17 protein-coding genes are annotated in these 18,656 nt (G+C 68.1%); 10 read left to right on the forward strand and 7 right to left on the reverse strand.

All coding sequences use genetic code 11. From position 1 onward, the window contains the following. The first annotated feature begins 194 nt into the window (after positions 1-194). The 3 genes from AC6CR5_RS16585 to AC6CR5_RS16595 all read left to right on the forward strand — a co-directional run bounded on the left by AC6CR5_RS16585 (position 195) and on the right by AC6CR5_RS16595 (position 3,195). Positions 195-1,148 carry an MBL fold metallo-hydrolase gene (locus AC6CR5_RS16585; protein ID WP_006385919.1) on the forward strand — a complete coding sequence of 318 codons (954 nt, stop codon included), beginning with the start codon at positions 195-197 and terminating at the stop codon, positions 1,146-1,148. Between the two features lie 128 nt (positions 1,149-1,276). Continuing rightward, complete coding sequence (locus tag AC6CR5_RS16590; protein ID WP_047991870.1) at positions 1,277-2,956, forward strand: FAD-dependent oxidoreductase; 1,680 nt, start codon at positions 1,277-1,279, stop codon at positions 2,954-2,956. 20 nt (positions 2,957-2,976) lie between these two features. Further along, on the forward strand, positions 2,977-3,195 hold the full coding sequence (locus tag AC6CR5_RS16595; RefSeq protein WP_026384824.1) for a DUF2783 domain-containing protein: 219 nt from the start codon (positions 2,977-2,979) through the stop codon (positions 3,193-3,195). Here the strand turns inward: AC6CR5_RS16595 and AC6CR5_RS16600 are convergent. Next, a complete protein-coding gene (locus AC6CR5_RS16600) occupies positions 3,161-4,078 on the reverse strand; it encodes a LysR family transcriptional regulator (protein WP_498084733.1) in 918 nt (305 codons plus the stop codon). The genes AC6CR5_RS16595 and AC6CR5_RS16600 overlap by 35 nt on opposite strands. Before the next feature lie 165 nt (positions 4,079-4,243). On the opposite strand from AC6CR5_RS16600, the gene hmgA reads away from it, so the two are divergent. Both hmgA and fahA read left to right on the forward strand, forming a co-directional pair. Continuing rightward, complete coding sequence (gene hmgA / locus AC6CR5_RS16605; RefSeq protein WP_498084734.1) at positions 4,244-5,542, forward strand: homogentisate 1,2-dioxygenase; 1,299 nt, start codon at positions 4,244-4,246, stop codon at positions 5,540-5,542. A 119-nt stretch (positions 5,543-5,661) separates the two neighbouring features. Further along, complete coding sequence (fahA, locus tag AC6CR5_RS16610; RefSeq protein WP_498084735.1) at positions 5,662-6,981, forward strand: fumarylacetoacetase; 1,320 nt, start codon at positions 5,662-5,664, stop codon at positions 6,979-6,981. A gap of 10 nt (positions 6,982-6,991) precedes the next feature. Here fahA and yihG read toward each other — a convergent pair whose 3' ends face one another. The 3 genes from yihG to AC6CR5_RS16625 form a co-directional block, all read right to left on the reverse strand. Continuing rightward, a complete protein-coding gene (yihG, locus tag AC6CR5_RS16615; protein ID WP_038505182.1) occupies positions 6,992-7,906 on the reverse strand; it encodes a 1-acylglycerol-3-phosphate O-acyltransferase, YihG family in 915 nt (304 codons plus the stop codon). A 179-nt stretch (positions 7,907-8,085) separates the two neighbouring features. Continuing rightward, entirely contained in the window at positions 8,086-9,981 is a 1,896-nt protein-coding gene (locus AC6CR5_RS16620; protein ID WP_047991873.1) for an LTA synthase family protein, read from the reverse strand. A 229-nt stretch (positions 9,982-10,210) separates the two neighbouring features. Continuing rightward, positions 10,211-10,939, reverse strand: a complete 729-nt coding sequence (locus AC6CR5_RS16625; protein ID WP_006385911.1) for a FadR/GntR family transcriptional regulator — start codon at positions 10,937-10,939, stop codon at positions 10,211-10,213. 117 nt (positions 10,940-11,056) lie between these two features. Between AC6CR5_RS16625 and AC6CR5_RS16630 the strand changes: the two genes are divergently transcribed. The 5 genes from AC6CR5_RS16630 to AC6CR5_RS16650 all read left to right on the forward strand — a co-directional run bounded on the left by AC6CR5_RS16630 (position 11,057) and on the right by AC6CR5_RS16650 (position 15,741). Then, the gene (locus AC6CR5_RS16630) at positions 11,057-11,896 is read left to right on the forward strand and encodes an NAD-dependent epimerase/dehydratase family protein (protein ID WP_498084736.1); all 840 of its coding nucleotides are present in this window, start codon (positions 11,057-11,059) and stop codon (positions 11,894-11,896) included. Between the two features lie 18 nt (positions 11,897-11,914). After that, positions 11,915-12,796: an SMP-30/gluconolactonase/LRE family protein gene (locus AC6CR5_RS16635; RefSeq protein ID WP_054445922.1), complete on the forward strand. Its 882-nt coding sequence runs from the start codon at positions 11,915-11,917 to the stop codon at positions 12,794-12,796. Positions 12,797-12,916: 120 nt separating this feature from the next. After that, positions 12,917-13,894, forward strand: a complete 978-nt coding sequence (locus tag AC6CR5_RS16640; RefSeq protein ID WP_006385908.1) for a TRAP transporter substrate-binding protein — start codon at positions 12,917-12,919, stop codon at positions 13,892-13,894. 9 nt (positions 13,895-13,903) lie between these two features. Continuing rightward, positions 13,904-14,467 (forward strand): TRAP transporter small permease, encoded by a 564-nt coding sequence (locus tag AC6CR5_RS16645; RefSeq protein ID WP_006385907.1) that lies wholly within the window; start codon positions 13,904-13,906, stop codon positions 14,465-14,467. Beyond that, positions 14,458-15,741 (forward strand): TRAP transporter large permease, encoded by a 1,284-nt coding sequence (locus AC6CR5_RS16650; RefSeq protein WP_020926314.1) that lies wholly within the window; start codon positions 14,458-14,460, stop codon positions 15,739-15,741. Before AC6CR5_RS16645 ends, AC6CR5_RS16650 begins: the two co-directional genes overlap by 10 nt. On the opposite strand, the gene AC6CR5_RS16655 is transcribed toward AC6CR5_RS16650, so the two are convergent. The 3 genes from AC6CR5_RS16655 to AC6CR5_RS16665 form a co-directional block, all read right to left on the reverse strand. Beyond that, on the reverse strand, positions 15,693-16,478 hold the full coding sequence (locus AC6CR5_RS16655; RefSeq protein WP_058665719.1) for a phosphatase PAP2 family protein: 786 nt from the start codon (positions 16,476-16,478) through the stop codon (positions 15,693-15,695). The two genes, AC6CR5_RS16650 and AC6CR5_RS16655, sit on opposite strands and share 49 nt — an antisense overlap. A 114-nt stretch (positions 16,479-16,592) precedes the next feature. Continuing rightward, positions 16,593-17,921 carry a sensor histidine kinase gene (locus AC6CR5_RS16660; protein ID WP_020926312.1) on the reverse strand — a complete coding sequence of 443 codons (1,329 nt, stop codon included), beginning with the start codon at positions 17,919-17,921 and terminating at the stop codon, positions 16,593-16,595. Further along, the gene (locus tag AC6CR5_RS16665; RefSeq protein ID WP_006385903.1) at positions 17,918-18,631 is read right to left on the reverse strand and encodes a response regulator transcription factor; all 714 of its coding nucleotides are present in this window, start codon (positions 18,629-18,631) and stop codon (positions 17,918-17,920) included. Before AC6CR5_RS16665 ends, AC6CR5_RS16660 begins: the two co-directional genes overlap by 4 nt. Positions 18,632-18,656: the final 25 nt, after the last annotated feature.

Below are 18,656 nucleotides of genomic sequence, written 5' to 3' on the forward strand. Positions count from 1 at the left end.
CCTCCTTTGGTCCGAAAGGTTCCCATCCCGGGCCGCCCTGCGCGGCCCGGATGCATTTGGGCGGTCCCGGAAACCCAAGGGGAATCCCTGCCAAAAAGGGTCAATTCGTTTATAGCAAACGTATTGCACAACCACTAACGCCACGCTATAGTCCGTCCACACACCCTATTCCTATAAAAGTGGAAGGAGCCTCCATGAGCAAGCAATTCGCTTCGCACGCCGACCTGAGCGACAAGGTCGTGTCGTTCGAAAAGCTGTCCGACAACGCCTACGCCTACACCGCCGAAGGCGATCCCAACACCGGCGTGATCATCGGCGACGAGGCCGTCATGGTGGTCGATACCCAGGCCACGCCGGTCATGGCGCAGGACGTCATCCGCCGCATCCGCGAAGTCACCGACAAGCCGATCAAGTACATCCTGCTGTCGCACTACCACGCGGTGCGCGTGTTCGGCGCCTCGGCCTACAACGCCCAGGAAATCCTGGCCAGCCGCGACACCTACGACCTGATCGCCGAACGCGGCGAGCAGGACAAGGCCAGCGAGATCGGCCGTTTCCCGCGCCTGTTCCGCAACGCCGAATCGATTCCCCCCGGCCTGGTCTGGCCCACCATGACGTTCAAGGGCGAGATGACCGTCAACCTGGGCAACCTCGAGGTCAAGCTGCTGCAGGTCGGCCGCGGCCACACCAAGGGCGACACCATCGCCTGGCTGCCCGAGCAGAAGATCCTGTTCGCCGGCGACCTGGTCGAATACCAGTCCACCCCCTACTGCGGCGACGCCTATTTCCGCGACTGGCCCAGCACGCTGGATGCGCTGTCGGGCTTCGAGGCCGAGAAGATGGTGCCCGGCCGCGGCCCGGCGCTGAAGAACGCCACCGAAGTGCGCCAGGGCCTGGCCGGCACGCGCGCCTTCCTGACCGACCTGTACGGCGCGGTCAACCGCGGCGTGGCCGAGGGCAAGGACCTGAAGACGATCTACCGCGAGGTCTACGACTTCATGAAGCCGCGCTACAGCGACTGGGTCATCTTCGACCACTGCATGCCGTTCGACGTGTCGCGCGCCTATGACGAAGCCACCGGCCACGTCCATCCGCGCATCTGGACCGACAAGCGCGACCTGGAAATGTGGGCCCAGCTGGAGGGCTGATCCCGCGCGGCCGGCGCGCCGGCCGCTGTTCCACAGATCGAAACGGCTACACGCAATCCGCCACCGAAGTCGGCCGGCGACGCGCGCAGCCGCGCATAAAAACAAAATGACCCACACAGGAGACAACCGTGGGAGACATCGACTTTCAGGCGATGGAGTTCGCCTATGAAAAACACGCCGACCAGGCCGCCGCGACGCAGGCGCGCCACCCGGTGGTGGTGGTGGGCGCAGGCCCGGTCGGCCTGACCACGGCGTTGGACCTGGCACGCCAGGGCGTGCGGGTGGTGGTGCTGGACGACGACTACCGCCTGTCCACCGGCTCGCGCGCCATCTGCTTTTCCAAGCGCACCCTGGAAATCTGGGACCGCCTCGGCGTCGGCCAGCGCATGGTCGACAAGGGCGTGTCGTGGAACGTGGGCAAGGTCTTCTTCCGCGACCAGGAGGTCTGGCGCTTCGACCTGCTGCCGGAACCCGGCCACCGCCGCCCCGCCTTCATCAACCTGCAGCAGTACTACGCCGAAGGCTACCTGTACGAGCAGGCGCGCCAGGAACCGAACATCGACCTGCGCTGGAAGAACAAGGTGGTGGGCCTGGAACAGGCCGGCGACGGCGTGGTGCTGTCGATCGACACCCCCGAAGGCGGCTACGCGCTGCGCGCCGATTGGCTGGTGGCCTGTGACGGCGCGCGCTCGCCGGTGCGCAAGCTGATCGGCCAGGAAAGCCATGGCCGCATCTTCCGCGACCGCTTCCTGATCGCCGACGTCAAGATGAAGGCCGACTTCCCGGCCGAGCGCTGGTTCTGGTTCGACCCGCCCTTCCACCCGAATCAATCCGTGCTGCTGCACATGCAGCCCGACAATGTCTGGCGCATCGACTTCCAGCTGGGCTGGAACGCCGACCCGGTCGAGGCCGTCAAGCCCGAGAACGTGCTGCCGCGCATCCGCGCCCTGCTCGGCCCGGACGCGCAGTTCGACCTGGAATGGGTCAGCGTCTACACCTTCGCCTGCGAACGCATGGACAAGTTCCGCCACGGCCGCGTGGTGTTCGCCGGCGACTCGGCGCACCGCGTCTCGCCGTTCGGCGCGCGCGGCGCCAACAGCGGCGTGCAGGACGCCGAGAACCTGGCCTGGAAACTGCGCCTGGTGCTGGCCGGCCACGCGCCCGAATCGCTGATCGACAGCTACGCCGCCGAGCGCGAGCACGCCGCCGACGAGAACATCCTGAATTCGTCCCGCGCCACCGATTTCATCACGCCCAAGAGCGACATCAGCCGCAGCTTCCGCAATGCGGTGCTGAACCTGGCCCGCACCCATGCGTTCGCGCGCACGCTGGTCAACAGCGGTCGCCTGTCGCTGCCGGCCACCTACGCCGATTCGCCGCTGAACACGCCGGATACCGACGCCTTCTCCGGCCGCATGCGGCCCGGCGCGGTGGCGCTGGATGCGCCGGTGCAGGGTCCGGGCGATTCACCGTGGTGGCTGTCGCAACTGGACGCCGGTTTCGCGCTGGCCTATTTCTGCGGCGATGCCCCGCCCGACGCGCAGACGCTGCAGGCCCTGCGGGCGCTGCGACTTGCGGCGGTGCCGGTCAAGCCCGTGCTGGTCGCGGGTCCGGGTTGCGATACCGCGGGCTGGCCGTCCGACCTGGCGGCGGTGGTCGACACCGAAGGCCTGCTGGCCCAGCGCTATGACGCGCTGGCGGGCACCGCCTACCTGATCCGTCCCGACCAGCACATCGCCGCGCGCTGGCGCGCCTTCCAGCCCGACGCGGTGGCGTCGGCCGTCAACCGCGCCATCGGCCGCGCCTGAAGAACCCGGAGGCCTTTTCCATGCTGAACACCGAAACCAACCTGGCCGCGCCGGACGACTTCTACGAAGCGCTGATCGACGCCCATCGCGACCTGAGCAACGAGCAGAGCCAGGAAATGAACGCGGCGCTGATCCTGCTGCTGGCCAACCACCTGGGCGACATGGCGGTACTGCGCGAGGCGCTGGCGCAAGCCCGCGCGTCGGTCACGCCGGCGTCGAACCCACCGCAAACGCATTGACGATCAGGGCGCGCAACCACTGGTTGCCGCCATCGCGATCGTAGCGGCGCTGCCAGTACATATTGGTCTGCAGCGCCGGCACCTTCACCGGCGGCGTCATGTAGCGCAGGCCGAATGGCTGCGCGGCGCTCGCCGCCAGCTTTTCGGGCACGGTCGCCAGCAGGTCGGTGGCGCTGACGATGTACGGAACCGCCGAAAAATGCGGCACGCTGAAGTGCTCGGCGAGCGGCACGCCGGCCCGTTCCATGGACTGGTTGACCTGCCCGTAGGGCGCCGCGCGCGACACGATCAGGTGACGCTCGGCGCGAAACGCCTTCAATCCCATGCCGGGGTGGGCCGTGGGATGCGCCTGGCGAAAGAGCGTGGCGTACCCCTGCCGGAACAACATGCGCTGCAAGGTGCCCGCCCCCATCTCGTCGAAGGCGCCGATGGCCAGGTCGACGCGGCCCGCCTCCATTTCCCGCGGCAGATCGGGGCCCTGCACCCGCACCGAGTCGATGCGCACCTGGGGCGCGACCTGCACGCAGACCTCCATCAGGCGTGGCATGAAATGGATCTCGCCGACATCGGTCATGGCCACGCGAAAGCGCCGCGTGCTGGTGGCGGCATCGAACGCCTCCTGGTCCTGCAAGGCCTGCGACAACAGGGCCAGCGCCTCGCTCACCGGGCCGGCCAGGCGCTGCGCGCGCGGCGTGGGCAACATGCCCTGCGCGGTGCGCACGAACAGCTCGTCGCCAAACGCCAGCCGCAGCCGGCGCAGGGCGTTGCTGACCGCTGGCTGCGACAGGTCCAGGCGCCGCGCCACGGCGGACAGGTTGCGGTCCTCCAGCAGGTGCTGGAACAGGATCAGCAGGTTCAGGTCGACGTCGCGCAAGTCCGCCATCAGGCACCCCTACTATTCACGAAATTTATAGTTGGTATTTTTGCATTCCCGTAGCCATAGCGGGGGATTTTTCCGACAATGGCATATCGGCACCGGAAATCCGCTCCGGCGCGCCAGGACCAAGACCGCGCGGCCACGCATCGCGCGCCACCCCAGGAGGATTCCATGGAACTGCACTACCAGACCGGTTTCGGCAACGACTGTGCCACCGAAGCCCTGCCCGGCGCGCTGCCCCTGGGCCGCAATTCGCCCCAGCAATGCCCCTATGGCCTGTACGCCGAGCAGTTATCCGGCACCGCCTTCACCGCGCCGCGCAGCGAGAACCGCCGCTCCTGGCTCTACCGCATCCGCCCGGGCGCACAGCACAAGCCGTTCGAGCCGTTTGGCGGCGTCAAGGGCTGGGAAAGCGCGTTCGGTCACGGCCCGGTCACGCCCAACCAACTGCGCTGGAGCCCCTTGCCCATTCCCACCGTGCCCACCGACTTCATCGAAGGCGTGAAGACCTGGGGCGGCAACGGCGGCCCCGATGAACAAGGCGGCGTCGGCATCCACCTGTATGCCGCCAACCGCTCGATGCAGGGCCGCTATTTCTACAACGCCGACGGCGAGCTGCTGTTGGTGCCGCAGCAGGGCCGCCTGCGCCTGGCCACCGAACTGGGCCTGATCGACCTGGAGCCGCTGGAGATCGCCGTGATCCCGCGCGGCGTGCGCTTCAGCGTGCAACTGCTGGACGACAGCGCGCGCGGCTACATGCTGGAGAACTTCGGCGCCGCGCTGCGCCTGCCCGAACTGGGCCCGATCGGCTCGAACTGCCTGGCCAATGCCCGCGACTTCAAGACGCCGGTGGCCTGGTACGAAGACCTGGAAGGCGACTTCGAACTGATCGCCAAGTTCACCGGCGGCTTCTGGCGCGCCGCGATCGGCCATTCGCCGCTGGACGTGGTCGCCTGGCACGGCACGCACGCGCCGTACAAGTACGACCTGCGCCACTTCAACACCATCGGCTCGATCAGCTACGACCATCCGGACCCGTCGATCTTCACGGTGCTGACCGCCCCGTCCGATACCCCGGGCACGGCCAACATGGACTTCGCCATCTTCCCGCCGCGCATCCTGGCAATGGAAAACACCTTCCGTCCGCCCTGGTTCCACCGCAACATCGCCAGCGAATTCATGGGCCTGATCCAGGGCGTGTACGACGCCAAGGCCGACGGCTTCGCCCCCGGCGGCGCCAGCCTGCACAACTGCATGAGCGGCCATGGCCCCGACGCCGAGACCTTCGAGAAGGCCTCGCGCGCCGACACCAGCAGCGCGCACTACATCCGCGACACCATGGCCTTCATGTTCGAAACGCGGCGCGTGATCCGCCCGACGGCGCAGGCGCTGGCCTCGGTAGAATTGCAGGGCGACTATTACCGGTGCTGGCAGGGCCTGCAGAAGCATTTCGATCCCGCCAAGGCGTGACCGGCCTTTCCGCCGTCACGCCCGCCCACGGCGATGCGCGCAAGCGCATCGCCGTTTGGCTTTGGATTTTTCCGGCGCCCGCCGCGCCCTTACAAACACATTGAACGAGACACTCCCCCATGACCACCGCCATCAACGAAACCCACGACCCGTCCCTCAAGAGCTGGGTCGCCAGCGCCAACACCGGCACCTCTGACTTCCCGGTGCAGAACCTGCCCTACGCCGCGTTCCGCCGCAAGGGCTCGCAGGAATCGTTCCGCCCCGGCGTGGCCATCGGCGACCAGATCGTCGACCTGGCCGCGCTGGCCGCCGCCAAGCCCTTCGAAGGCGCGGCCGCCGAGGCGCTGGCCGCCTGCCAGGGCGATAGCCTGAACGCGCTGATGGCCCTGGGCCATACCCACTGGAGCGCGCTGCGCCTGGCGCTCTCGCGCGCGCTGCGGGAAGGCGCCGCGCTGCGCGCCACGGTCGAGCCGCTGCTGGTGGCCCAGGCCGACGCCGAATACACCACGCCCGCCCGCATCGGCGACTACACCGACTTCTACATCTCGGTGCATCACGCCACCGCCATCGGCAAGCAGTTCCGACCCGACAATCCCCTGCTGCCGAACTACAAGTGGGTGCCGATCGGCTACCACGGCCGCGCCTCCAGCATCGGCGTGGACCAGAAGTTCCCTCGTCCGGTCGGCCAGACCCGCCCCGCCAACGAAGGCGAGACGCCGCAGTTCGGCCCGTGCGCGCGGCTGGACTACGAACTTGAACTGGGCATCTTCGTCGGCGCCGGCAACGCCCAGGGCGAACGCATCAAGCTGGCGGACGCCGATGCGCACGTGTTCGGCCTGTGCATCCTGAACGACTGGTCGGCGCGCGACATCCAGGCCTGGGAATACCAGCCGCTGGGCCCGTTCCTGTCCAAGAATTTCGCCTCGACCATCTCGCCGTGGATCGTCACCATGGAAGCGCTGGAGCCGTTCCGCACGCAGTGGAACCGCGGGCCGTCCGAGCCGCAGCCGCTGCCGTACCTGGCCTCCGACGCCAACCGTGCCAAGGGCGCCTACGACGTGCAGATGGAAGTGCTGCTGACCACCGAACAATCGCGCGCCGGCGAGCAGGCGCCGGCCCGCCTGTCGCGCAGCAATTTCCGCGATGCCTACTGGAACGTGGCGCAGCTGATCACGCACCACACGGTGAACGGCTGCAATCTGCAACCGGGCGACATGCTCGGCACCGGCACGCTGTCGGGCCCGCAACCGTCGGAAGCCGGTTCGCTGCTGGAACTGAACCACGGCGGCAAGCAACCGATCGAGCTGCCCTGGGGCGAGAAGCGCACCTTCCTGCAGGATGGCGACCAGGTCATCATCCGCGCCGAATGCGTCAAGGCGGGCTATCCGCGCATCGGTTTCGGCGAATGCTCGGGCACGGTGCTGCCGGCGCGGGTCTGAACGACGTCTGTCAGGATCGGGGCGTGGCGGCCGCATCGGTCGTCAACGCCTCGATCTCGTCATCCTTGGCCTGCCACTGCCGGCCCAGCCAGTGGTGGAATTCGGTGCGGAAGGCCTTGTCGCGGCTGTAGTCGCCTTCGCAGAAGGCCGGCGGCACCGGCACTTGGCGCATGCGCACCCGCACCGTGCCCATGCGGCCGCAGGCCATGTCCCAGAAGCTGGGCACACCCGCCGGATAGGCGATGGTGACATCGATCATCGAACGAAAACGCGTGCCCATCGCGTTCAGCGACACCGCCAGCCCGCCCGCCTTGGGCTTGAGCAGGTGACGATACGGGGCTCCCTGCGCGTCGCGCTTGGCCGGCGAAAAGCGCGTGCCCTCGGCAAACACCATCACGCTGGTCGGCACCAGCGAGAATTTCTGGCAGGCGCGGCGCGCGGTTTCCTGGTCCTGGCGTCCCAGGGCGGGATTGCGGCGCAGGTCGGCCTTGCCGTGGCGCTTCATGAAGGGAAAATCCAGCGCCCACCACGCCAGCCCGATCACCGGCACGTAGATGAGCTGCTGCTTGAGGAAGAACTTCAGCAGCGGAATGCGGCGGTTCAACGCGCCCTGCAACACGAAGATGTCGACCCAGGACTGGTGGTTGCAGTTGACCAGGTACCAGTCCGCGTAGCGCAGGCCGGTATTGCCGCGCACATCCCAGGGCGCGCGCTGGATGCGCGTGAACCAGGCGGTGTTGACGCTGATCCAGGCCGTGGCGATGCCGTTGAGGATGGGGTCGATGCGGCGCCTGGCCGCCGCGAACGGCAGCGCCAGTTTCAGCAGCGCCATGGGAAACAGCAGCAGGCACCAGAACAGCGTGCTGGCGCCGATCAGGAGCGTGCTGAACACGCCGGTCAGCCAGGCCAGGCGGCCGCGTGGCACGGGCCAACCGCGCCAGCGCGCGGCCGGGGCGGACGCGGGCGCGTCGCCTGCGTCAGCGACAGGGGGCCGGATCGGGCCGGCCAGCGGATCGGGAAAAGTCATGAACGCGAGTGTGCGAGGACTGCCCGGGGGCCGGTTTGAGCGGGATCAAACCGGCCCCAGGCCCGGACGGGGTGAAGTCAAGGCAGGCGGTATTTTTCTTCGCGATAGACCCAACTGGCCCACAGCGCGTGCGCCAGCGCTTCCTTGGTCAGGGCGTCATCCGCCGGTTCGACCGGATCGTAGGTCTCGTCCTGCCCGACCGGCGCGGCGCGGTAGCGGAATTCGCGCGGCGCCTTGGACGGTTCCAGCACCAGCAGCTTGTCCCCACGCAGGTAGCCGAAGTTGTCGGCGTACTGCATCAGCGCGCGGTTGGGATCGCGTTGCGTCAGATCGGCGCCCAGCATCGGATTGATGTTGTCCAGTCCGATCAGCGACAGCAGCGTGGGCGCCATGTCGATCTGGCTGACGATGCGCTCGTCCTGGCGCGGCGCGATGCCCGCGCCCAGGATCAGGGCCGGGATCTGGAAGTGCCGCACCGGCACCGGGATCGAGCCGTAGACGCGGGAATCGTGGTCCGCGATCACCAGGAACACGGTGTTGTCCCAGTACGGCGCCTTGCGCGCCTTGTCGAAGAACTGGCCCAGCGCCCAGTCGGCGTAGCGCACGGTGTTGTCGACGCTGGCCGGATCGCCCACCGGCTGGATGCGGCCCGCCGGGTACTCCCACGGCGAATGGTTGCTGACCGAGAACGCCAGCGTGAACACCGGCTTGTCGCCGTCGGCGCGCAGCAGGCGGTCGACCTGGGTGAACATGTCCTCGTCGGACGCCCCCCACGAGCCTTCGAACACCGGGTTCTCGAACTTCGGGCGATCGACGATCTCGTCAAAGCCATTGCCCAGGAAGAAGGCGCGCATGTTGTCGAAGTGCGACTCGCCGCCATAGACGAAGCGCGAATGGTAGCCATGTTTGCCCAGCACCTGCGCCAGGGTGAAGAAGCCGGTCTGCGAGCGCGGCAGCTTGACCACGGCGTCGGCCACGCTGGGCAGGAAGCCCGCGGTGACCGCCTCGATGCCGCGCACCGAGCGCGTGCCGGTGGCGTAGGCGCGATGGAACATCCAGCCTTCCTTGCCAAGCCGGTCGATGTTGGGCGTCAAGTCCTTGCCCCCCAGGCTGCCGACATATTGCGCGCCCAGGCTTTCCTGCAGGATGATCACCAGGTTGAGCGGCTTGTCGCGGCGCACCGTGGCCTTCTGCTCGTGCAGGCTGGGGTAGCGCGGATCCAGCGGCGCCCCCGTCAGGCCGGCCTTGTCGCGCACGATGGCGTTCATCTCGTCCACCGGCATCTTCGGATACATCGCGGCCGACGAGCGTTCGTCGCGCATGCGGTAGGCGGCATCGAACACGCTGTAGAGCGAGTTCAGGGCCAGCGAATTGACCATCGCGTCCGAGCTGAACGCGACCTTGGCCGGATTGATGGGGCGATGCTCCAGCGTGCCGCGCGCGCCCAGCACCACCAGCGCCAGGATCGCCAGCGACGCCAGCGGCCGCTTCCACCACGCCAGGAAGGGATCGCGCACGCGCACCGGGAACAGCTTGACCGCCAGCCAGGCCGCCACCAGCAGCACCACCAGCGCGGTGAACAGCACGCCCTTGTAGCCCTGCCACAGCATCGAGCCGACTTCCTTCGGATTGAGCAGGTAGATGAAATACAGGCGGTTCGGGCGCGTGTCGTATTCGGCGATGAACTGCGGCGTGGAGACTTCCAGCAGCACGTACAGCATCCACCAGACGCGGAACCACCAGGCGGTAACGCGCGCCGCCCACGGGCGGTGCCCCAGCCACGGCGAGAACACCGCCGGCAGCGCGATCACCATGGACAGCAGGCAGACGTCGATGCGCAGGCCGCCCAGCAGCACCGGCCACAGGCCGCCGGCCGCCTGGACCCGGTCCCACATCCACCAGGACAGACCAAGGCGGCTGAGCGTCAGCAGCGCCAGCACGGCCAGGATGAAGCGCAGTGTCAGCCGGCGCATGCGGCGGCCCTCCGACTACCAACGAAACCCCGCGCCGTTGCCGCGCCACGCTTACCGAGCCAAACCATGCCTTGCCATCCGGTGATTGAAAACGGCCAAGATTAACGCGGATCGACGCGCCGCAGCGCCGCCGGGTGGAGTCGCGATGTCGAATACGAGGCCGATGACAACCCTGTCATGTCGTACGACATCTCATTTCTTCAGCATCCGGCGTGGCGGCCGCGCGGGCCTATTGCACCCGGCGCAGGCGCTCGCGGCTGTTGCTCAGGTGGGTGCGCATCGCGGCGCGGGCGCCTTCGGCATCCTGGCGCATGATGGCGCTGTAGATGTCTTCGTGCTCCAGGTTGACGCGCGACAGGTAGGCGGCACGGTCCTCGTGCGCGAACTTGGCCGAATTGATGCGGGTGCGGGGGATGATGGCCGAACCCAGGTGCGACATGAGATCGGCGAAATAACGGTTGTCGGTGGCCTGCGACACCAGCAGGTGGAACTGGAAGTCCGGCGTGATGGTGTCGCCGCCGCTGTCCAGCGCGGCCTTGAAGGCGTCCAGCGCGCGGCGCATCTCGGCCAGCTGGGCCTCGCTGCGGCGCACGGCGGCCAGGCCGGCGGCCTCGCTTTCCAGGCAGATGCGCAGTTCCAGCAGCACCAGCACATCGCGCACCGTGGCGATGTCGGCCGGGTCGACGCGAAAATCGCCGCCACCGCTAGGTTCGAGCGCGTAGGTGCCCACGCCATGATGGGTTTCGACCAGGCCGGAGGCCTGCAGCCGCGACAGCGCTTCGCGCACCACGGTGCGGCTGACGCCGAACTGCCGCATGATCTCGGATTCGGTGGGCAGCTTGTCGCCGGGGCGGATGTCGCCGCCGCGGATGCGTTCGGAAATGTTTTCCACCAGGCCTTGCGCCAGGTTCCGTGGACGACGCTGCGGCAGCACGGGGGTATCGACAGGAGCGTTCATCAGGGATTATCCGGAAGCGGTTGCGTGGCGCTTGACTGCAAAAATTCGTGCTTATTATACTTTGGACAAGTTGTACGATAACGTACCAGGCAAGTCCACCCCACCGAGCGTTGCGCCATGAGCCTAGCTGTCGACCGCATGCCTGCCTCCCCCCGTTGTCATCGCTTATTGTTGACCGGCGCCGCCGGCAACCTGGGCCGGGTACTGCGACCGCGCCTGAAGGCCTGCGCCGACGTGCTGCGGGTTTCCGACGTCGCGGCCATGGCGCCCGCCGCCCCCGGCGAGGAAGTCGTGCCCTGCGACCTGGCCGACCCCGCCGCCGTCTCCGAGCTGGTGCGCGGCGCCGACGCCATTGTGCACCTGGGCGGCGTTTCCGTGGAGCGTTCTTTCGAGGAAATCCTGCCGGCCAATATCCAGGGGGTCTACCACGTCTACGAAGCCGCCCGCGTCCATGGCGTGCGGCGCGTGGTGTTCGCCAGCTCCAACCACGTCATCGGCTTCTATGAACAGGGCGCGCGGCTGGACACCGACACGCCGTTGCGGCCCGATGGCTACTACGGCCTGAGCAAGGCCTACGGCGAGAACCTGTCGCGCTTCTACTACGACCGCTATGGCATCGAGACGGTCTGCCTGCGCATCGGCTCGTCGTTTCCCGAGCCCAAGGATCGCCGCATGATGGTCACCTGGCTCAGCTACGACGACCTGACCGACCTGGTGGTGCGATCGCTGTTCACGCCGAACGTCGGTCACCTGATCGCCTATGGCGCCTCGGCCAACCGCGACAGCTGGTGGGACAACCATCGCGCCGCCGCGCTGGGTTTCGCGCCCAAGGATTCCTCCGAAGCCTTTCGCGCGCAGGTCGAGGCGCAAGCGCCCCTGCCCGCCGACGATCCCGCCGGACGCTTCCAGGGCGGCGCCTTCGTCAAGGCCGGCCCCTTCCCCTTTCCCCCGCGCTGATTTCGTCCCCGGCCCATCATGGCGACCCACGCTGAACGCATCGGAACCCTGCTCTGCGGCGTGGGCGAAAGCCCCGTGTGGCGCAGCGCCGACCAGTCGTTCCACTGGACCGACATTCCCGGCCGCGCGCTGTGGCGCTGGACGCCGGCCAGCGACCGGCTGGATCATTGGGCGCTGCCGCAGATGGCCGGCTGCATCGCCCCGCGCGGCGACGGCTGGCTGCTGGCGATGGAGGACGGGCTGTACGCCTGCGGCCCGCTGCAAGCCGGCCAGCCCTGCCTGCCCGCGCCGCTGGCGCCGGTGCGCCACGGCGCGCCCGGCATGCGCTTCAATGACGGCCGCTGCGACCGCCAGGGCCGCTTCCTCGCTGGCACCATGGTCATGGACATGGGCCTGGCCCGCAACGCCGGCAAACTGTATCGCTACGCCCCCGGCCAACCGCTGGAAGCGATCGTCGATGACCTGATCGTGCCCAATGGCCTGGCCTTTAGCCCCGATGGCCGGACCATGTATCTGTCCGACTCCCATCCGACGCGGCAGGTGGTCTGGGCCTTCGACTACGACATCGACGGCGGCCCGCTCCGCAACCGCCGCGTCTTCATCCCGAAACTACCGGCCGGCCGCCCCGATGGCGCCGCGGTCGACGCCGACGGCTGCTACTGGATCTGCGGCAACGAGGCCGGCCGTATCTACCGCTACACGCCGGACGGCCGCCTTGACCGCAGCCTGGAGGTGCCGGCCGCCCGCGTCGCCATGTGCGCGTTCGGCGGCCCCGACCTGGACCTGCTGCTGGTCACTTCGATCCGCCCCGCCGATGCCGCTCCCGATTCCATCGCCGGCGCCGTCTTCATCCTGCGCCCCGGCGCGCGGGGCCTGGAGGAAACCGCAAGCGCCGGTTAGCACCCGACCGCGGCGCCCCAAGCGCCCATGCACGAGTAGTGAGCAGGTCCGTACACATCAAAGAGCTTCGGGGCCGCAACGGCCCTCAACGAAACGCCGTACTCCCGACCGGAGGTAGACATGCTGCGCCCGACCCTGACCCGCGCCATCCTGGCCGCGGCCGCCTTGCTGACGCTGATTCCCGCCACCCATGCCGCCGAGCTGCGCTCGGCGGACATCCATCCCGACGATTACCCCACCGTGCAGGCCGTGCGCCAGTTCGGCGAGCTGGTCAAGCAGCGCACCAACGGCCGCATCACCGTCAAGGTGTATGCGGGCGGCGCGCTCGGCAACGAAGACGACTCGATCGAACAGGTGAAGCTGGGCGCGCTGGCCATGGCGCGCGTCTCCAGCGCCGCCATGCACAACATCTGCCAGACCACGCGCGTGCCATCGCTGCCGTTCCTGTTCCGCTCGAAAGAGCATCTGCACAAGGTGCTGGACAGCGAGATCGGCGAACGGATCCTGAAGTCCTGCGAGTCGGCCGGCTTCGTCGGCCTGGCCTGGTACGACAGCGGCTCGCGCTCGATGTACACGCGCAACAAGCCGATCAAGACGCTGGCCGACGCCAAGGGCATGAAGATCCGGGTGCAGCAGTCGGACCTGTCGGTGGCGATGGTGGAAGCCATGGGCGGCAACGCCACGCCGATGCCGATGGGCGAGGTCTACACCTCGCTCAAGACCGGGCTGGTGGACGCGGCCGAGAACAACTACCCGAGCTACGAAAGCGCGCACCACTACGAGGTCGCCAAATACTACGCGCTGACCGAGCACACCATGACGCCGGAAATCCTGATCTTTTCCAAGCGCCAGTGGGACAAACTGTCGGCCGAGGACCAGAAGGTCCTGCGCGAGGCCGCGCGCGAGTCGGTGCCCTACATGCGCAAGCTGTGGGACGAGCGTGAGCAGAAGTCGCGCGCCGTGGTCGAGAAGGCCGGCTCGCAGATCGTCGAGGTGGACAAGGCCTCGTTCCAGGCGGCGATGAAACCGGTGTACGACCGCTTCGTCACCACGCCCGACATGAAAGACCTGGTCGCCAAGATCCAGGCCGTCCAATAAGGAATCCACATGTTGGCTACCTCCACCAATGACCCGGATGTCGCGGCGGGGGGCCGGGCGCATGCCCTGGCTGCCCCGCTGGACGCCTACACCCGGGGCTGCGCCCGGCTGGCGCGGCTGTGCATGTGGACCAGCGTGTTCGGCCTGGTCTGCCTGATCGTCGCGGTATCGCTGCAGATCTTCGGCCGCCATGTGTTGAACAGCACCCCCACCTGGGCCGAGAGCCTGGCGTTGCTGCTGGTGCTGTACGTCACCATGCTCGGCGCCGCCGTCGGCGTGCGCGATGCCGGCCACATCGGCTTCGAATCGCTGGTCGACGTGCTGCCGGCGATCGGCCAGCGGCGCCTGAAGATCTTCATCCACCTGCTGGTGCTGCTGTTCGGCGCGCTGATGGCGTGGAACTGCGCCCTGCTGGCCGAATCCGTGTGGGCCTACAAGATTCCCAACCTGGGTATTTCCAACGGCTGGAAGTACGTGCCCGCGGCCCTGTCCGGCGTGCTGATCGCGCTGTTCTCGGTCGAGCACGTCATCGCCCTGTTGCGCAACCAAAAGGTGGTACCGGCATGGCGCTGACCCTACTCTCCTTCACCTTCATGGGTTTCCTGGTGATCGGCGTGCCGGTGGCGTTCGCCATCGGGCTGTCGTCGATCACCGCGATCATGTACGAGGACTTGCCGCTGGCGGTGGCCTTCCAGCAGATGACCTCGGGCATGAACGCGTTTTCGTTCCTGGCCATCCCGTTCTTCATCTTCACCGGCGAGCTGATGCTGTACGGCGGCATCGCCGACCGCATCGTGGCGTTCGCCAAATCGCTGGTGGGCCACGTGCGCGGCGGCCTGGGCATGTCCAACGTGGTGGCCTGCACGCTGTTCGGCGGCGTGTCCGGATCGCCGGTGGCGGACGTCTCGGCGATGGGTTCGGTGATGATCCCGATGATGAAGCGCGAGGGCTACCACGCCGACTACGCGGTCAACGTCACCACCCACGCGGCGCTGGTGGGCGCGCTGATGCCGACCAGCCACAACATCATCATCTACACCCTGGCGGCGGGCGGCAAGGTGTCGATCGCGGCGCTGATCGCGGCCGGCGTGGTGCCGGCGCTGATCCTGACGCTGTGCAACCTGGCCGCGGCGTATTTCGTGGCGCGCAGCCGCGGCTATCCGGCGGGCACCTTCCCCGGCTGGCACATCGTGGCGCGTTCGCTGGTGGCCGCCCTGCCGGGGCTGTTCGTGGTGGTGCTGATCATCGTCGGCATCCTGAGCGGGGTCTTCACGGCCACGGAATCGGCCGCGGTGGCCGTGCTGTACGCGCTGGCGCTGACGATCTTCGTCTACCGCTCGCTGACCTGGGACCAGTTCGTGCGCGCCGCCAGCAAGGCGGTCAAGACGACCGGCGTGGTGCTGCTGCTGATCGGCATTTCGGCTACCTTCGGCTATCTGATCAGTTTCTACGGCGTGGCCGAGAAGACCGGCGCGCTGATGGCCTCGATCTCCACCAGCCCGTGGGCGATCTTCCTGATGGTCAACATCATCCTGTTCGTGCTGGGCACTTTCCTGGACATGGCGGCGACCATCCTGATCTGCACGCCCATCTTCCTGCCGATCTGCATGCAGTACGGCATGGGGCCGGTGCAGTTCGGCATGGTGATGCTGCTGAACTGCGCGCTGGGCCTGAACACGCCGCCGGTGGGCACCACCCAGTTCGTGGGCTGCGCCATCGGCGGGGTCTCGGTCGGCACGGTGATGCGGACCATCTGGCCGTTCTACGGCGCGTTGCTGGCCGCGCTGGCGCTGGTCACCTACGTGCCGGCGTTCTCGCTATGGCTGCCAGGCCTGCTGCTCAATTGAGCAATCGATACGGAGGCGGGGCGACCGCCCGTCCCGTGCAGCACCGGCCAAAAGAACAGCGCGGCCAGCAGCCACATCAGGGCGGCCGACCACAGCGTCTGGCTGAGGAAGTGCGCGCCCTGCAGGATGCGCACGGCTGAAAACGCCAGCCCGGCGGCGATGCCCGCCGCCAGCCCCCACCAGCGCCAACCCGGCCGCCCGACGGCCCAGCCGGCGAAATACAGGGCCAGCAGCGAATAGCCGGCGCCGGCATGGCCGCTGGGCAGCGCGCCGCCGGCCTTGCCACGATCCCAGGTCCACCACGACTGCGGATAGGGGGTGTAGCCGCCCAGCGTGTCCAGGTCGTAGGGCCGCGGCAGCGTGGTGTAGTGCTTGAGCTGGGTGATGGCCAGCTGCCCCGCCATACAGGTCAATGCCAACGCCAGCGCCGGCCCGCGCAGGGAGCGCCAGGCGGGAATGCGATAGCTGGCCGCCGCGACGGCGATGGCGCCCAGCCCGATGCCGATCGGCAGGGCCAGCACCATGCGGTGGCCAATCAGTTCCAGCCAGCGGTTGGTGTGCAATGGGAAATCGTCCAACGCCGGGTTGAACAGGGCGCGCGCGATGGCCAGGTCCCACCCCGACGCATTGGCCCACCAGGCCAGGCACGCCAGGAACAACGTCACGCCCAGCACGTGCGTGGCCAGGTAGGCGGCGGGCGTCGGCCGGGGGGCCGCGGGAGGGGACAGGGACGACATGTGGGACGCGATGGAGGGCGCTCGGCCGAAGCGGACAGCTTAGGCGGCCGATAGTCGAAAATTCGTCAAATTCGCCTCCCCGGGGGGAGCCTCGCCCCCGGCGTTGCGCCCCGACTACGCCGTCGCGTCCGCCGCGTTCAGGCGCAGGCTGAAGCGCGTGCCGCGTTGGGGGCCTTCGCGGGAAGAATCCACGGTCAAGGTCCAGCCCTGCATGTCGCAGACCCGCTTGGCGATGGCCAGCCCCAGGCCGCGCGCGGTTTCGTCCCGGCCCGCGGCGGCCGAATCCCGCAGCCGCCCGCTGTAGTAGCGGCGGAACAGGAAGGGCAGGTCGCCGGCGTCGATGCCCTTGCCATCGTCGCCCAGCTGCAACACGCCATCCTCGCCCAGGCTGGCGGTCAGCGTGGCGGGCGCGGCATGTTCGATGGCGTTGCGCACCAGGTTGCGCAGCACCGTCAGCAAGGCATAACGGTCCAGAATGCGGATGTGCTCGGGCGGGATGCGGTTGTCGAAACGCAGCTGGGCCACGCCGGCCTGGGATTCGTAGCCGCGCCAGGCGTCCTGCATGCAGTCGGCCAGGTCGACCGGCTCCGGCGGACGCATCTGGTCGCGGGCCATGGCGCGCGCGCTTTCAAGACAGACGATGACGTCGTCGACGTTGTCCATGACCCGCGTCAGCCGCTGGCGCTGGTCCGCCGTCAGGTCCTGGGTCAGCAGCATCAGTTCGCTGTCGGAGCGGATCGCCGCCAGGGGCGTGCGGACTTCGTGGCTGAGGTTGCCGGCGAACTCGCGTTCGCGGGCGATGGAACGGTCGACCTGGTTCTGCACCCGGTTGAAGGCCTCGATCAGCCGGCCGGCCTCGTCGTCGCGCGTCACCGCCAGGTCAGGCGAGCCGGGCGCCCAGGTCGAGAGCCGGTCGGTCAGGTCCAGCAAGGGGCCCACCGCCACCGCCGCCACGCGCCGCGACAGGGCATACGCGCCCACCACGCAGATCGCCCCGACGCCCAGCACGATCAACCCGAAATCGTGCACCCGTTCCTCATTGTCGGTGGCGTCGTACAGCAGGTAGACCTTGCCGGTGCCGGTCTCGGCCACCATCACGTGCCAGGTATAGGCTCCGGGCTCGATCAGGTGCAGGCCGTTGTCCAGGCCGCGTATCTCCTCGGGCATGCCGGCCGGCGCCTCGCCGTCGGCGCTGAGCCAGGCGCGCATGGAGCCCCCCAGCTCACGGGCGCCGTGGCGCGGCAGGAACTGGTCGCTGGTGCGCGCGTGCTGCACCAGGCGGTCCATTTCGGTATTGAGGATGTCGTTGACCAGATCGTCCTCCATCTGGTCGAACGTCAGGTAGGCGAGCAACGCCAGCGCCGTCACGAACAAGGCCACGGTGCCGGTCAGCGCCCACACCACGCGTTGCGTGAGGGTGCCGCCCCCCGCGAAGCGGCTCATGCGGCGCTCCCGTCGGCGACCAGGCGCCAGCCCGTGCCATGCAGGGTTTCGATGCCGTCGAAGCCGGCGTCGGCCAGCGCGCGACGCAGCAGGTGCACCTGGCTGCGCAGCGCGTCGGAAGACGGCGGTTCGCTGCCCCACAACTGCGATTCCAGTTCCTCGCGCGAGACCACCCGCCCCGGGTCGCGCAGCAGCGCTTCCAGGATGAGGGTCGCCTTGCGCGTCAGGTGGACAGGCTTGCCGCCGATCGACGCCGTGCGGCTGCGGGTGTCGTAGGCCAGGTCGCCGAAAACACGCACCGTGTCCACGGTCGACCCCTTGGCGCGCTGGATCAGCGCGAGCAGGCGGGCCTCGACTTCCAGCAAGGCGAACGGCTTGGTCAGGTAGTCGTCGGCGCCGTGCGAGAAACCGGCCAGCTTGTCTTCCAGGCTGTCGCGCGCGGTCAACACCAGCACCGGCACCGGCAGACGCCTGTCGGCGCGCAGCGCGTGCAGCACCGCATGGCCGTCCATGCCAGGCAGGCCGATGTCCAGGATCACGGCGTCGAAACGCTGTTCCTCCAGGCGCTGCAGGCCCGCGGGGCCGCTATAGGCCACGTCCGGCAGGAATCCGCGGGCTTCCAGGAAGGTGTACAGGTTGCCGGCGATGATGTGATCGTCCTCGACGATCAGGATCCGCTGATTCGCGCCCGCCGCGGGACTGGCTGCCATATTCGCACCCCCATCGAAAGAAAGG

It is taken from the genome of Achromobacter sp. EG18, assembly GCF_059759395.1.